We start from the raw sequence: 15,897 nt of genomic DNA on the forward strand, positions 1-15,897 counted from the left end.
CTCAGGCTGCCTTTTTTGTTATCCGGCTTGATCTGGCCAGTTCTCCAGTGTGCAATCAGAACTCACGCTGCGGCACCAGCACGGTACGGTTGCCGTTGCTTTCCATGGCACTGACAATGCCGGCCGCTTCCATTTGTTCGATCAGTCGCGCCGCCCGGTTATAGCCGATACGCAAATGGCGTTGCACGGCGGAGATGGAAGGCTTGCGGGTTTTCAGCACAATTTCCACCGCTTCGTCGTACAAAGGGTCGCTTTCGGTAGCGGCCTGCACCTTGGCCGTGGCCGCGGCGGATTCTTCATCCGCCTCGGTTTCGCCGGTCAGCAAGCCTTCCACGTAGTCCGGCTCGCCCCATTGCTTGAGGAAATCCACCACGGCATGCACTTCGTCATCGGTGACAAAGGCACCATGCACCCGCTGCGGATAACCTGAACCCGGCGGCAGGAACAACATATCACCCTGGCCCAGCAGGCTTTCGGCCCCCATCTGGTCCAGAATGGTCCGGCTGTCTATCTTGCTGGACACCTGGAAGGCAATCCGTGTGGGGATATTGGCCTTGATCAGACCGGTAATCACGTCCACCGACGGGCGCTGCGTAGCCAGAATCAAGTGAATGCCAGCAGCGCGGGCTTTCTGTGCCAGACGGGCAATCAGCTCTTCAATCTTCTTGCCGGCCACCATCATCAGGTCGGCAAATTCATCTACCACCACCACGATAAAGGGCAGCTTGTGCAACGGCTCCGGGGTTTCCGGCGTCAGGCTGAACGGGTTGGTGAGGCGACGACCCGCCTCCTCGGCTTCGCGCACCTTGTCGTTGTAACCGGCCAGATTACGTACGCCCAGCGCACTCATCAGGCGATAACGGCGTTCCATCTCGCCCACGCACCAGTTAAGCGCATTGGCGGCCAGTTTCATGTCGGTCACCACCGGGGCCAGCAAATGCGGAATATCGTTGTACACCGACAGTTCCAGCATCTTGGGGTCGATCATGATGAAGCGCACTTCGTCCGGCGTGGCCTTGTACAGCATGGACAGAATCATCGCATTCACGCCCACCGACTTGCCGGAACCGGTAGTACCGGCCACCAGCAGGTGCGGCGCCTTGGCCAGGTCAATGGCCACCGGCTGACCGGTAATGTCCTTGCCCAGCGCCATGGTCAGGCGTGATGAAGGCTGCTGGAACACATCGGCCGAGAAGATTTCCGACAGGCGGATCATCTGGCGCTTGGCATTGGGCAGCTCCAAGCCCATGCAGGTTTTGCCGGGAATGGTTTCCACCACCCGGATGGACGCCAGACCGAGCGCGCGCGACAGGTCTTTCATCAGGTTGACCACCTGATTGCCGCGCACACCGACAGCGGGTTCTACTTCGTAACGGGTGATTACCGGCCCGGCATAGGCATCCACCACGCTGACCTTGACCTTGAACTCAGCCAGCTTTTCCTCGATCAGGATGCCGCGTTCCAGCAATTCGTCTTCCGACACCACGGTGGTGGCTTCTTCGGCCGGGCGCAGCAAATCCAGCCCCGGCAGGCAGTCTTCGCCGTAAATCACCGGCAGGCTGGAACGATGTGCCGCTACCGGGGCTGGCAGCGCCCAGGGCAAGGCCGCATCGGCCTGCGTGCCCAGCGGCGACGGCGAGGCCGCATCATCAAGCGGACTGCTGGCGATGGAGTCTGGCTGGTTTTCTACTTGCACGGTGCTCTCGGCAGCGACAGCAGCAGACTCAATAGCCTGCCCTGCAACCGGAGCCGCTGACGAGGAATCGTCCAGCAAGTGCCAGACCAGCGTGCTGTCCGGACGCGGCGCTGCAGGCTGGGTTTGCGGGGTGCGCTCGCTGATCATTGCCCACGGCAAACTGCTTGCACTGCTTGCTGCTGCGCTGCTGCCAAGCGCTGCAGCCGTACCGGCAAGCGCTGCCTGCTGTCTTTGCTCCGGCCAGCGCCAGGGCTGCCGCTCTGGCTGCGGGGCAGGTTGAGCCGCGGACTGGATAACTGGCTGGGAAACTGGCTGGGAAACTGGCTGGATTACCGGCTCTGACGGTAGTACTGTCGACGAAACGACCGGTGTGACATGGAGCATGGGCGCGGCGTCTGGCTGGGCCTGCGTCGGCTCAGACATGGTTGCTGCCGGCTCCGCAGGTAATGGCTCTGCCAGGTCAGCATCAACCTGGTCCAGCGCCACACTGACTTCTTCCACGGCCTGCGGTGCAAGCTCTGCGGGCATAGCTGCGTCGACGACAGGTGCTTGATCAGCAGCAACATCTGTTGCCTCGGCAAAGACGCTGGCAGCTTCCGGCAAGACAACATCCGGCTCCATCGCCAGCGGGGTCTCCGACTGCTCCAGCAAGCGCCCGGCGAGGCCAGGCAAGGGCATGCTGGCAGACGGTGCATCCGGGATATCGGCCAGCGACAAGCCCGGCGCATGCACAGGGCTTGGCTGCGGGGCAGACGCGACGGGTTTGGCTTGCGGCGGACGGCTTTCCGGCGGGCGAATCCAGCCTTCGTAGGCCTTGCTTCTGGCCTGCTGCTCATGCCGCACGATGGGCGGCTCCACTGGCGGGGTTTCGCGCCGTGGCGGCGGGGTCTGGGTCTTGATCTTGAGCGGGGCCGAACGCACCGGCTGCAAGATGACTTGCGGTTTGGGCGTTGACGGCTCGGCATTGCGACGCTTGCTGTGCAAGGCACTGACCTGGGCGCGCACTTCATGCGGGTCGATCACCGGCAGCGCACGGCTTTCAGACTGCGGCATGGCACCAGCCTTGCGCTCGGCCTGCCGGCGACGCGTGCCATGATGCATATTGTGTTGCAGCTCATCCAGACCGATGACCGGCAGATTGCCGCTGACCGGAGCCGTCACTGGCTTGGGCTGTGGCTTGCTGCGACGGTAGGTGCGTTCCAGTTCCACATGGGGCAGGTCAGCCGGCGGAGCGGCACGCGTTGGCGCTGTTTGCGGGCGGGGCGAAACTTCAGGCTGAGGCCGACTCACCGGCGACGTAGTGGCCTGGGCCATTGCAGCTGGCGCACGGTCAGGCAGCACCGGTGCAACAGGCGTGTCTTCCAGCGGTGGCGTGGCGGGCTGCTCTTGCGGCAGATCGAAGCGAATGGCTACCGGTTCGCGCCTGCGTTCGCGAAACGCAGCCGGGGTGATATCCAGCTCTTCATCATGACTGGCGCCCAGCAGGCGATCCAGCCTGCCCAGCAAGCGCCCCCGCTGTTGCAGCAGGTCCTTGACCGAAGGCCATTGCCCTCCCCGCTTGCGCCAGGCAAAACCACCCACCACACCCAAACCCATCAGTGCCAGCACAAACCACACGATCTGCAACCTCTTTCGTCATTCATCACCACCTGCCGCCAGCGGCATGCAGGCGACCAGGCAGAACAGGGCAATTCAAATCGTCGATTGTACCCTTATTTGCCAGCAAACTGCATGACACCGGCTGATAAGACAAGAATGAAAAACCCCGCACCAGGCGGGGTTCCAGATTATCGGCAACCCCCTCTCGCGTTCCAAAAGGAAAGCGAGGCTCCCTTCTTCGATAGTTAGGGCAAGGGCGTGGGGATTGGGAATAGACAGAAAGGCTGCGGAATAAAGTGCTTGGTCTAAAGGCCCGGCTTTGCCGGGTCCAGTAGAATCACGCCAAATCACTTCATCAGCAGCCTTAAACCCCGCACCAGGCGGGGTTCTTGTCGATCATGGGCAGGATCAGTTCACAGCCACGGTAGCGGCGATGTCCTGGTAGTCCTTGATCTGGTCGAAGTTCAGGTACTTGTACACTTCAGCACCCTTCTCGTTGATGATGCCGATATTGGCCTTGTACTCTTCCACGGTCGGAATCTTGCCCAGCTTGGAGCAGATGGCGGCCAGTTCAGCCGAACCCAGGAACACATTGGTGTTCTTGCCCAGACGGTTGGGGAAGTTACGGGTGGAAGTGGACATCACGGTAGCACCTTCGCGAACCTGTGCCTGGTTACCCATGCACAGCGAGCAGCCCGGCATTTCGGTACGAGCACCGGCCATGCCGAACACGCCGTAGTGGCCTTCGTCGGTCAACTGCTGGGCATCCATCTTGGTCGGCGGAGCCAGCCACAGTTTCACCGGCAGGTCGCGCTTGCCTTCCAGCAGCTTGGACGCGGCACGGAAGTGACCGATGTTGGTCATGCAGGAACCGATAAATACCTCGTCGATCGGGGTGCCGGCCACTTCGGACATGAACTTCACATCGTCCGGGTCGTTCGGGCAGGCCACGATAGGCTCTTTCACGTCGGCCAGATCGATTTCGATCACGGCTGCGTATTCGGCGTCGGCATCAGCCTTCAGCAGTTCGCCATTGGCAATCCACTCTTCCATCTTCTTGATGCGGCGTTCCAGGGTACGGGCATCAGCGTAACCGTCGGCGATCATGGTCTTCATCAGGGTGATGTTGGAGCGCATGTATTCGACGATGGGTTCCTTGTTCAGATGCACGGTGCAACCAGCAGCGGAACGCTCGGCAGAAGCGTCGGACAGTTCGAATGCCTGCTCAACCTTCAGGTTCGGCAGACCTTCGATTTCCAGAACGCGACCGGAGAAGATGTTCTTCTTGCCGGCCTTGGCCACGGTCAGCAGACCTTGCTTGATGGCGTACAGCGGGATGGCATTTACCAGGTCACGCAGGGTGACGCCCGGTTGCAGTTCGCCCTTGAAGCGCACCAGAACGGATTCCGGCATGTCCAGCGGCATTACGCCGGTAGCAGCGGCAAAAGCCACCAGACCGGAACCGGCCGGGAAGGAAATGCCGATCGGGAAACGGGTGTGGGAGTCACCACCGGTACCCACGGTATCCGGCAGCAGCAGACGGTTCAGCCAGCTGTGGATCACGCCATCGCCCGGACGCAGCGCAACGCCGCCACGGGTGGAGATGAAGGCCGGCAGTTCCTTGTGCATCTTCACGTCCACCGGCTTCGGATAAGCGGCGGTGTGACAGAAGGACTGCATCACCAGGTCGGCGGAGAAGCCCAGGCAAGCCAGGTCTTTCAGCTCGTCGCGGGTCATCGGGCCGGTGGTGTCTTGCGAACCCACGGTGGTCATCTTCGGTTCGCAGTAGGTACCCGGACGGACGCCCTGACCTTCCGGCAGACCACAGGCGCGGCCAACCATCTTCTGTGCCAGCGAGAAGCCCTTGCCGGAATTGGCCGGATCCTTGGGCAGACGGAATACGGTGGACGGAGCCAGACCGAGCGCTTCACGCGCCTTGGCAGTCAGGCCACGGCCGATGATCAGGTTGATACGGCCGCCTGCGCGCACTTCGTCCAGCAGCACGTCGGACTTCAGCTGGAAGTTGGCAACGGTGGCACCGTTCTTTTCGATCTTGCCGTCGTACGGGTAGATGTCGATCACATCGCCCATTTCCAGCGCGGACACGTCCACTTCGATCGGCAGCGAGCCGGAGTCTTCCTGGGTGTTGAAGAAGATAGGCGCAATCTTGCCGCCCAGGGTGACGCCGCCAAAGCGCTTGTTCGGCACGAACGGGATGTCCTGGCCGGTGGCCCATACCACCGAGTTGGTAGCGGACTTGCGGGAAGAACCGGTACCCACCACGTCGCCCACATAGGCAACCAGGTGGCCTTTTTTCTTCAGGTCTTCGATGAACTGCATCGGACCGCGCTTGCCATCTTCTTCCGGCACGAAGGCAGCACCCGGACGGGTGTTCTTCAGCATGGCCAGGTAGTGCAGCGGGATGTCCGGACGGCTCCAGGCGTCCGGTGCCGGCGACAGGTCGTCGGTATTGGTTTCGCCCGGCACCTTGAATACGGTAACGGTGATTTTCTTTTCCACTTCCGGACGGCTGGTGAACCATTCGGCATCGGCCCAGCTTTGCAGCACGCCCTTGGCGTTGGCGTTGCCACCATCGGCCAGCACTTGCACGTCATGGAAAAAGTCGAATACCAGCAGGGTTTTCTTCAGGCCTTCGGCGGCGATGGCGCCCACTTCGGCGTCAGCCAGCAGGTCGATCAGCGGCTTGACGTTGTAGCCACCCAGCATGGTGCCCAAGAGTTCGGTAGCCTTGGCGCGGGAAACCAGCGGCGAAGCCACGCTGCCTTCGGCAACGGCAGCCAGGAAGGATGCCTTGACCTTGGCGGCATCATCCACGCCCGGCGGCACGCGGAAGGTGATCAGCTCGACCAGCAGATCTTCCTCGCCCTTGGGCGGGTTTTTCAGGAGTTCGACCAGTTGTTCGGTTTGCTTGGCGTTCAGCGGCAGGGGCGGAATGCCCAGTGCAGCGCGCTCTGCAACATGCTGACGGTAGGCTTCGAGCATAGCTTGGGACCTTTTTGCTTGGGTTGTTTGCAATGAGTCAGCCGCCAGCGCGGGATCAACTGGCGGCAACCGTCCGGGGAGATTTCCTTCTACCCCGTTTTGATTGCTGGAAGATTACGCTCTCTGCATGCCAGTTACAAACGAGTAATCGAAACATCGTCTGTGAGTTATACTCACACCATGAGCACTTACCCCCCTCTTAATGCGCTGCGGATATTCGAGGCCGCAGCAAGGCTGGAAAGCTTTTCCTCGGCGGCAGACGAACTGTTTGTCACCCACGGTGCTGTGAGCAAGCAGATCAAGCAGCTGGAAGAATGGTTGGGCGTACGCCTGTTCGAGCGCGCCGGCGGACGGGTGAAGCTGACCGACACCGGCTGGCGCTACCTGATCCAGGTGCAGGACGGACTGGACCTGATCGCCAATGCCACCTCGCAGTTGCTGCAACCGGACAACCAGCGCCGGCTGACCATCAACTCCACCCCCACCATGGCCATGCACTGGCTGATGCCGCGCCTGCATGTATTTCGCGAAAGCTACCCGGATGTAGAACTGCATCTGGTGACATCCGACCGCGACATCAGCCGGCTGGACAGCCCGTTTGACATTGCCATCCGTCGCGGCCCCGGCGACTGGCCCGGCCATATTGCCAAACCGTTTCTGGAAGAATGCGAGCTGCCCTTGTGTTCGCCGGCGCTTCTCAAGCGTTTTCCGATTGAAAGTCCGGCCGATCTGGCGCAGCACACCCTGCTGTACGCCGACACGCGTCCAACCGCCTGGCAGCGCTGGCTCACCCTGGCTGGCGTACCCGAGCTGAAACCGGCCTGCGGCTTGCATTTCGACCGTTTCTCGCTCGCCTTGCAAGCAGCGCTGGATGGTCTGGGCGTGGCCCTGGGGCCATTACCGATGGCGCAGGCGCTGGTGGATTCCGGCCAGCTGGTGGCGCCGCTTTCCAGCCCGGTGGTGCCGGTGCGGGATTATTGCTGGATCGTGCCGCGCACGGCATCGGGCGATTCCACCGTAGCTTCGTTCTGCCGCTGGCTGGAGCAGGAAGCCGGCCAGATGCGGCCCTTTCCCGCGGCCGGGCTGAATGCCAACATGATTGCCCACGCCTTCCCGGCGGATTGACCCTGCCCTGCACCGGCTCTTGCCGGTGCGGGAATCAGGGCGCAGGAGTCAGGCCGATTTCCCGTATTTCGGCCGGGGCGACTTCACGCGGCAGCCACTTGTTGTAGATGCGGCGGAAGCTGCCATCTTTTTTCATGGCGGCCAGCGCGTCGTACCAGCGCTGGATCACCTTTCCCGAAGTGCCACGGGAAAATGCCAGATACAGCTCCAGCGACTCCAGCACCTTCACAACTTCCACTGCGTCGGGTGGCTGACGGATATCTTTCAGCACCGCCCCCACTACAAAACTGCCCTCCACCCACAAGTCATAACGTCCGCCCAGCAGTTTTTGCGCCGTTACCTGTGGCGTGGGTGCCAGATCCACCTCCACAAATCCTGCTGCAGCAGCGGCATCGGCAAATATACTGCCGCGGTATGCACCCACCGGCCTGCTGTACAGCGCGGTTCCCGAGGCTAGCAGCCCTGCTGCTTCGCCCTTGCGACACAGCAGCACGGTTTGCGAAATGGCTACCGGCCCGACCAGCGTCATGATTTTTTCGCGCGCATCGCTGCGCCCCACGGTAAACAGCATGACATTGGGCGTGGTTTCCAGTTCGCGGTAGCCACGCACCCAGGGCACGACATCGATACCGCTATTGTCATGGATGCGGCTCTGGATCTCCCTGACCACCTCCACCGCCATGCCATCGGCCACGCCATGCCGCGAAAAGGTGATCGGCGGCCACTCTTCCGTGTAGATCGACAGTGCAACGGCAGGCAGCGTATTCAGCAACAGGATCAGTAGCAGAATCAGGCGCATGGGAGCTCTCGTCACGAAATCATCTTTTATTGATAGCTGTTTGCGCATGACGATGCAGGCATATTCGTTATAATGGCCGCCTGACATGAAATTCGCTGTGCCAGAACCAGGTCTGTTTTGCACATCCACCGCACGCAAGGAACGACATGAGCCGCATCACCCTTTCCCGCTTTCTGATCGAACAACAGCGCAAGGCGGGCACCCTGCCGCCGGAACTGCGCCTGCTGATCGAAACCGTTGGCCGCGCTTGTAAAGCCATCAGCTACTCCGTGAACAAGGGGGCATTGGCCGGCATTCTGGGTGAGGCCGGCACCGGCAACATCCAGGGCGAGGCACAAAAGAAACTGGACGTGATTGCCAACGACTTCCTGCTGGATGCCAATGAATGGGGTGGCAGCCTGGCCGCCATGGCATCGGAAGAAATGGAACTGCCGTATCACATTCCGGGCGAATACCCGAAGGGCGAATACCTGCTGATGTTCGACCCGCTGGATGGTTCGTCCAACATCGACGTCAACATTTCGGTTGGTACCATCTTCTCCATTCTGCGCTGCCCGGAAGGCATTGATCACCCGACTGAAGAAGCCTTCTTGCAACCGGGCACCAAACAGGTTGCCGCCGGTTACACCGTTTACGGCCCGCAAACCATGCTGGTACTGACCTTTGGCAGCGGCGTGCACGGCTTTACGCTGGATCGCGAACACGGCTCCTTCGTGCTGACCCACTCCGACATGCAGGTTCCGGAAAGCACGCAGGAATTTGCCATCAACATGTCCAATATGCGCCACTGGGAAGCCCCGGTAAAACGCTATGTCGACGAAATGCTGGCAGGCAAGACCGGCCCGCTGGGCAAGGACTACAACATGCGCTGGGTGGCTTCCATGGTGGCCGAAGTGCATCGCATCATCACCCGCGGCGGCATTTTCATGTATCCGAAAGATGCCCGCGACCCGGGCAAGGCCGGCAAGCTGCGCATCATGTACGAAGGCAACCCGATGGCCTTCATCATTGAACAGGCCGGTGGCGCAGCCACCAATGGTTATCAACGCATCATGGATATCCAGCCGCAAGGCCTGCACGAACGCGTGGCCGTGTTCCTGGGTTCCAAGGAAGAAGTTGAGCGCATTACCCGCTACCATCAGGAACAGTAATCAAATCAACCCTGTCGCTTGCGGCAGGTTTTTTTTATTGCCAATACTGACAGTTGCTCCAAGCAGCCTATAGTGAATCAACGTTTATCAGATAACGGATACCGCGCATGCTGTCTACCCAACACCTGATTGTCGCTCTGGCAGAAAGCTCTTCCGTGCAAGCGCAGATCATTCGCAATGAACTGGGCGAGCTGGGCATTACGCGCATGGAGGTATTTGAAACCGGCGCAGACTTGCTGGACTACATCAGCCAGTACAAGCCTGATGTGGTGATGAGTGCTTTCCACCTGCCGGACATGACGGCAGGCGAAATGATTTTCCGCATGCGCGGCCATCTGGAATTGCGTGACATCCCCTTCATTCTGGTGTCCAGCGAGACCAATCCGGAACTGATCGATCCTATGCGCCAGGCCGGGCTGATGGGTATTCTGCCCAAGCCCTTCGACCTGCCCCAGCTGCGCAAGGTCATCAACGACACCATGGATTTCCTGTCCGTCAACCAGAGTGACAACGACAGCGATATTGACTACGCCGACCTGAACATCCTGCTGGTGGATGACAGCGTGATGGCACGCCGCCATATCCGTACAGTGCTGGAACGGCTGGGCTTCGAGAAGATCACCGAATCCTGGAGCGGCAAGGATGCCCTGCCGCTGATAGACAGCACACTGTTTGACCTGGTGCTGACCGACTACAACATGCCGATGATGGACGGTTGCGAGCTGACCCGCTACATCCGCACCAACAGCATGCAAAGCTCGGTGCCGGTCATCATGATTTCCAGCGAGGAAAACATGGAGAAACTGGCCGCCGCCGAAGCTGCCGGCGTATCGGCCATCATGGGCAAACCCTTCGAAACATCGGCGGTGCGCCAGATTCTGCGCACCCAGCTGGCACAGCGCTGATCAGCGCGGCATCACCCACACCAGGCGCGAGCCGCCCTGTGCGTCGCTCAGCGCCTGGCGTCGCCAGTAGCCCTGGCTGGTATATACCGTAGCGGCCTCGGCCACCCCAGCCATGCGACAATAGCTGACTTCCTGAAAACCCGCCTGCAACAACTGGCTGCGGCCCTTCTTGCGCGACTTGAAGCAAGTCGGATGACTGGCCAGCGCCACCACATCTGCCGGGGCAGACTCCTCCCAGCCACGCACCATTTCCAGCTTGGGCTGGGTCATGACGGCCAGTCCACCCAACACCGTACTCAACAACGCATGCCACTCCGGTGCCACCGTCGCCATTGGTGCGGCCAGTTCGCCGGGATAATTCACCAGCAAGGCCAGGCTTTGTTCGGTATCCGCCAGCCAGTCGCTTCCCGGCAGGGAGAAATCGGCCGCAATCAGCAGCAAGGCCACCGCGCGGCTATCCGGCAGGTGCATGACAAAGGCAGCACCTTGCTCACCGGCATGCAAGAAGAAGGCTTCGGCAGGCAGGGTAAGGCGATCAGGCATATTACCTGGCAAGCGGGTATGCGACAGCGCCTGCATCAGGCCGGAATCCAGATGCGCCATGACCCGGCCATGCCGGCAAAACTGGCCATAGGCATCAGCCAGCCGCTGTTCGATGGCAATGCGTGCCGATGCAGCCGGATACACCTGGGCTGCGCGTTCCAGTTCGCGCGCCACCAGCGCCATGCCCTCCTGTTGAACTGCTTCGGCTTGCACCGCCTGGGTATAGAGTTGCCCGACACGTCTGGCCCAAGGCCGCGTGGCGGCATAACGTTGCACGGCATAAAGCATTTGGATGACAGCCCCCGGACAAGAAAAAAGGGCCGCATTGTAAGCGCAAGAGGTGGTTTACCGCCAGTCCGGGCAAGGAGACGCAGTCGCGCGGGCAGTGAATCAGGCCTGGCTGTTACCGCTGGAAATATAGGAATAGCGGCAAATATCCTCGCGCCGCTGCCAGCCCTGCTTGTCCCAGAAACTCTGCGCAGCCGTATTGCTGCGAAAAACATCAAGATGGGTCTTGGCGATACCCTGGCGTGCCAGTTCGGCAATGCAGGCATCCACCAGACGCCGCGCCAGCCCCTGACGGCGGTAGGCAGGCAGCACCAGCAGATGCTGCAGATAACCACGCCGGCCATCGTGGCCGGACATCACACAGCCCACAATCTGGCCGTCGCACTCTGCCACAAAACTCAGGCCGGGGTTGCGCGCCAGATAACGCGCAGTGGCTTCTGCCGAATCCGCATCGCGGATGGAAATACCAGGGGTTTGCTGCATCAGCTGCAGCACGGTGGGGTAATCATCCAGCGTCATCAAACGTATGACAGGCATGACAGTCCTTTCCTTGAGGCACACGCATCATGTTATGCCCGAAGGCCGCAGTCAGAAAAGGCCGGTGCAAATGCACCGGCCCTCAGGCTACTGACAAAGTGGGTTGCCGCAACTTCAACAGACCCGGCATAGCCGCCCCATGGATGAGGCGACTGATTGCACAATCGCCCCCTCCATTCCCTACCCACTGTTCTTAGCCTGCCAATTGCAGCAGCGAGCCTCGCTTTCTTTTCAGGAAGCGAAAGGGATTTCGGGCCAGTCATCAGCCGGTGACAAAGGCTTAATGCCGCCGTGCCAGACGCTGCAATACCGCTACCAGGGTATCGACTTCCTCGCAGGTGTTATAGAAAGCCAGCGAAGGCCGTACCGTGGCTTCCAGCCCGAAGCGCCGCAGAATCGGTTGGGCGCAGTGGTGGCCGGAGCGCACCGCAATGCCTTCCTGATTCAGCGCCTTGCCCACTTCCTCGGTGCGATAGCCCGGCAGCACGAAGGACAGCACGCTGGCCTTGTTGGCTGCCGTGCCGACCAGGCGCAAACCCGGTACCGATTGCAGGCCGTGGGTGGCATACACCAGCAGGTCGTGCTCGTAGTGGGCAATGGCTTCCAGCCCGATACGCTCGACATAGTCGATGGCTGCGCCCAGGCCCACCGCGTCCGCGATATTGCCAGTGCCTGCCTCGAACTTGTTGGGTGCCGGCTGATACAGCGTTTTCTCGAAGGTGACATCGGCAATCATGTTGCCACCCCCTTGCCACGGCGGCATGCTGTCCAGCAATTCCTTCTTGCCGTACACCACGCCGATGCCGGTGGGTGCAAACACCTTGTGCCCGGAGAACACAAAGAAGTCTGCATCCAGCGCCTGCACGTTCACCCGCATGTGCGAGACCGACTGCGCCCCGTCCACCAGCACCCGCGCCCCGGCGGCATGCGCCAGCGCCACGATTTCCTGCACCGGTGTCACCGTGCCCAGCGCATTGGATACCTGGGTGATGGCCACCAGTCTGGTGCGGCTATTCAGCAGCTTGCGGTATTCGTCCAGCAGGATCTGGCCGCTGTCATCCACCGGAATCACCCGGATTTTGGCTCCGCTGGCTGCTGCCAGCATCTGCCAGGGCACGATGTTGGCGTGGTGCTCCAGCTGAGACACCACGATTTCATCGCCAGCGCCGATATTCTGGCGCCCCCAGGTATTGGCCACCAGATTGATGGCCTCGGTGGCTCCGCGCACGAAAATCACCTGATCCGGGCTGGGAGAGCCAATGAAACGGGCCACCTTGTTACGGGCCGCTTCGTAGGCATCCGTCGCCCGCGCCGCCAGTTCATGCGCAGCACGGTGGATGTTGGAGTTTTCGTGCTGGTAGAAATAGGCCAGCCGGTCGATCACCGCTTGCGGCTTGTGCGTGGTGGCGGCGTTATCCAGCCAGATCAGCGGCTTGCCATTCACCCGTTCGGCCAGGATGGGGAAGTCACGTCGCACGGCATTTACATCGAAGCCATGGCCGCGACTGGCCACCTTGCGGTCGAAATCCGGTGCCTTGCCATGCTGCGGCCATTCCTCGACAAAGTAATAGCCATGGCTGTTACCCTGCGCCGGAGTTGCCACCACCGGCTGGCGACTGTCACCGGCCAGCAAGGCGCGCAGCTCATCCGCCCCCGGCAGGCCGAAGGACTGTGCCGTCACCCGGTCATCCACCGCCACATCCGGCGCTGCGGAAGGATAACCGGCAGACTCGCCGATAAAGTAATACGGCGAGGACGGTACGGCTGCTCCGGCAAAGGACGGGGCCGAAGGCTGGGCTGCGGCCAGTTGCGGAATGGCCGCGCCATAGCCCTCCGGCACGGCATAGGCATGCGGACCACCACGGCCAAAGCCATCCAGCGCCGCCGGTTCCGGCGTATGCGCGGCGGCAGCGGCCGGTTGTGGCGACAGCTGCGGACCAGCGACATCCAGATTCAGCCCATTGGATGCCGCTGGCGCACTGCCCGGCACCTGACCCGGCAAGGCGCTGAAGAAGGCATTGGCCAGATTCGCCAGCTGGGCGACATCCGGCAGGCCGTCTGGCAGGCCGGAAGGCTTACTTGTAGGTATCTGGGTAGTCATGGTACTTGCCAATCTCCACGTCTTCGAGCACGGCCAGCGCATCTTCGGTCAGCACGGCCAGCGAGCAATACAGCGAAATCAGGTAGGACGCGATGGCGTTGCGGTTGATGCCCATGAAGCGCACCGACAGGCCCGGGCTCTGTTCGCCAGCCACACCCGGCTGGTACAGGCCGATCACACCCTGGCGCTTTTCACCCACGCGCAGCAGCAGGATCTTGGTCTTGCCGTCTTCGTCGATAGGCAGCTTGTCCGACGGGATGATGGGAACACCGCGCCAGGTGATGAACTGCGAACCGAACAGGCTCACGGTCGGCGGCGGTACGCCACGACGGGTGCATTCGCGACCGAAGGCGGCAATGGCCAGCGGGTGAGCGAGGAAGAAGCCGGGCTCTTTCCATACCTTGGTCAACAGCTCGTCCAGATCGTCCGGGGTCGGTGCGCCGGTCAGGGTGGAGATGCGCTGGGTATCATCCACATTGGCCAGCAAGCCGTATTCCGGATTGTTGATCAGCTCGGATTCCTGACGTTCCTTGATGGTTTCAATGGTCAGGCGCAGCTGTTCCTTGATCTGGTCGTGCGGGCTGCTGTACAGGTCGGACACACGGGTGTGCACGTCCAGCACGGTGGTCACCGCATTGAGGAACAGTTCACGCGGCTGTTCTTCGTAATCGACAAAGGTTTGCGGCAGTTCGGATTCGTCGCGCTGCGAGCAGGCCACCTGCACGCCAGCGGCATTTTTCACCCGGTTCAGACGGAAAATGCCCGCTTCTACCGGCGACCATTGCAGCAGGTGCACCAGCCAGCGCGGGCTGATGGTGGACAACTGCGGTACGGTTTTGGTGGCATTGGCTAGCTGGCGCGCTGCGTTGTCGCCCAGTGCCTGTTTGACGTCCTGATGTTGAGACATGTCTGCTCCATAAGGGATGGTGGAAGAAACAAAACTGCAGGCAACACAGCCCCCTTGCCGACGGCCTGCAGGCAAAGCTCCGCCCTGCCCGCTGCCCATGCAGCGGGATCAGGTGGTCAATCAGTGATTGGTAGTGGTGCGATTAAGAGCGGCTAACAAAATAGCGTAGCGTCCCTGGGGCAAGGCGCGCCGCCGCAGACAGTACAAGTAGTACGGCAAGGCGGCGCAACGCAGCAGCAGGGTTTTTGTTAGCCGCTCTACGGTGGGGCTGCTTGCAAGCTGGCCTGGGTAATCTGACTACCTGACGGCACACTGCGGGTAAGCCAGACATTGCCGCCTATGCTGGAACCACGCCCGATGGTGATGCGCCCCAGCACGGTGGCCCCGGCGTAAATCACCACATCGTCTTCCACGATGGGATGGCGCGGCTGGCCCTTGAGCAGGCTGCCATCCTCGCCCTGTTCGAAGCGTTTGGCACCCAGGGTGACGGCCTGATACAGCCGCACCCGCTCACCGATGACGGCGGTTTCGCCTATCACCACGCCGGTGCCGTGATCGATAAAGAAGCCGGCACCGATCTGCGCGCCGGGGTGAATGTCGATACCGGTTTCACCATGGGCAATTTCGGCGATCATGCGCGCTATCAGCGGCAGGCCTGCGCGGTAAAGCAGGTGCGCCAGGCGGTGATGCAGGATGGCGTTGATGCCGGGGTAGCACAGCAGGACTTCATCCACACTGCGCGCTGCCGGATCGCCTTGCCAGGCGGCGGTGATGTCGGCATCCAGCAGGCGGCGCTGATCGGGCAAGGCGGCGGCAAACTGCTGAATGATGCTTATAGAATGTGCCACCGACTGCGCCTCGCTGTCATCTGCCGACAAACCGTTCAAGCGGGCGCTGTAGCGCAGCTCCAGCACCACTTGCGCCGCCAGTGCATCCAGCGCCACCGCGAGGCTGTGACCGACAAAAAAGTCTTCGCTGCTGTCACGCAGCCCCGGCGGACCCAGCCGCATCGGAAACAGCGCGGCAGCCAGCGTAGCCACGATGTCGCGCAAGGCGGCGCGAGACGGAAATTCTCTGGTGGAAAAATCCCGCAAGCGGCCCTGGCTTTGCCGCCAGTCGGCACGCGCCGCATGCAGGGCGCTGACTACGCTGTCCAGATGCCAGTCGTGTACCACCGGCTGGGAAGGACCAAAGGGACGGACCAGATCATTCATGGCTGTACTCGCTCTATCGTCAGTCGGGC

Annotated in this window: 11 protein-coding genes; 3 read left to right on the forward strand and 8 right to left on the reverse strand. The window is 61.2% G+C overall.

All coding sequences use genetic code 11. The annotated features are described in order from the left end of the window. Window positions 1–55: 55 nt before the first annotated feature. Window positions 56–3,313 (reverse strand): DNA translocase FtsK, encoded by a 3,258-nt coding sequence (locus DKK66_RS18300; protein WP_305015227.1) that lies wholly within the window; start codon window positions 3,311–3,313, stop codon window positions 56–58. Between the two features lie 390 nt (window positions 3,314–3,703). Beyond that, the gene (gene acnB / locus DKK66_RS18305; protein WP_131360347.1) at window positions 3,704–6,298 is read right to left on the reverse strand and encodes a bifunctional aconitate hydratase 2/2-methylisocitrate dehydratase; all 2,595 of its coding nucleotides are present in this window, start codon (window positions 6,296–6,298) and stop codon (window positions 3,704–3,706) included. Between the two features lie 180 nt (window positions 6,299–6,478). On the opposite strand from acnB, the gene gcvA reads away from it, so the two are divergent. Next, on the forward strand, window positions 6,479–7,423 hold the full coding sequence (gene gcvA / locus DKK66_RS18310) for a transcriptional regulator GcvA (protein WP_045844958.1): 945 nt from the start codon (window positions 6,479–6,481) through the stop codon (window positions 7,421–7,423). A 34-nt stretch (window positions 7,424–7,457) separates the two neighbouring features. Here the strand turns inward: gcvA and DKK66_RS18315 are convergent, their stop codons facing one another. Next, window positions 7,458–8,222: an ABC transporter substrate-binding protein gene (locus DKK66_RS18315; RefSeq protein WP_052693706.1), complete on the reverse strand. Its 765-nt coding sequence runs from the start codon at window positions 8,220–8,222 to the stop codon at window positions 7,458–7,460. A gap of 146 nt (window positions 8,223–8,368) precedes the next feature. On the opposite strand from DKK66_RS18315, the gene DKK66_RS18320 reads away from it, so the two are divergent. Next, the gene (locus DKK66_RS18320) at window positions 8,369–9,373 is read left to right on the forward strand and encodes a class 1 fructose-bisphosphatase (protein WP_045844957.1); all 1,005 of its coding nucleotides are present in this window, start codon (window positions 8,369–8,371) and stop codon (window positions 9,371–9,373) included. A 107-nt stretch (window positions 9,374–9,480) separates the two neighbouring features. Then, a complete protein-coding gene (locus tag DKK66_RS18325; protein WP_131360349.1) occupies window positions 9,481–10,278 on the forward strand; it encodes a response regulator in 798 nt (265 codons plus the stop codon). Here DKK66_RS18325 and DKK66_RS18330 read toward each other — a convergent pair whose 3' ends face one another. The 5 genes from DKK66_RS18330 to epsC form a co-directional block, all read right to left on the reverse strand. Continuing rightward, a complete protein-coding gene (locus DKK66_RS18330) occupies window positions 10,279–11,097 on the reverse strand; it encodes a hypothetical protein (protein ID WP_242673520.1) in 819 nt (272 codons plus the stop codon). 114 nt (window positions 11,098–11,211) lie between these two features. Further along, complete coding sequence (locus DKK66_RS18335) at window positions 11,212–11,646, reverse strand: GNAT family N-acetyltransferase (protein WP_062789156.1); 435 nt, start codon at window positions 11,644–11,646, stop codon at window positions 11,212–11,214. Between the two features lie 280 nt (window positions 11,647–11,926). Next, on the reverse strand, window positions 11,927–13,747 hold the full coding sequence (locus tag DKK66_RS18340) for a family 2A encapsulin nanocompartment cargo protein cysteine desulfurase (protein WP_131360353.1): 1,821 nt from the start codon (window positions 13,745–13,747) through the stop codon (window positions 11,927–11,929). Next, on the reverse strand, window positions 13,722–14,654 hold the full coding sequence (locus tag DKK66_RS18345; protein ID WP_045844953.1) for a family 2A encapsulin nanocompartment shell protein: 933 nt from the start codon (window positions 14,652–14,654) through the stop codon (window positions 13,722–13,724). Before DKK66_RS18345 ends, DKK66_RS18340 begins: the two co-directional genes overlap by 26 nt. 257 nt (window positions 14,655–14,911) lie before the next feature. Further along, window positions 14,912–15,868 (reverse strand): serine O-acetyltransferase EpsC, encoded by a 957-nt coding sequence (gene epsC / locus DKK66_RS18350; RefSeq protein WP_131360355.1) that lies wholly within the window; start codon window positions 15,866–15,868, stop codon window positions 14,912–14,914. Window positions 15,869–15,897 lie beyond the last annotated feature (29 nt).

This window comes from Aquitalea sp. USM4, from assembly GCF_004328945.1.
GTDB lineage: Bacteria > Pseudomonadota > Gammaproteobacteria > Burkholderiales > Chromobacteriaceae > Aquitalea > Aquitalea pelogenes.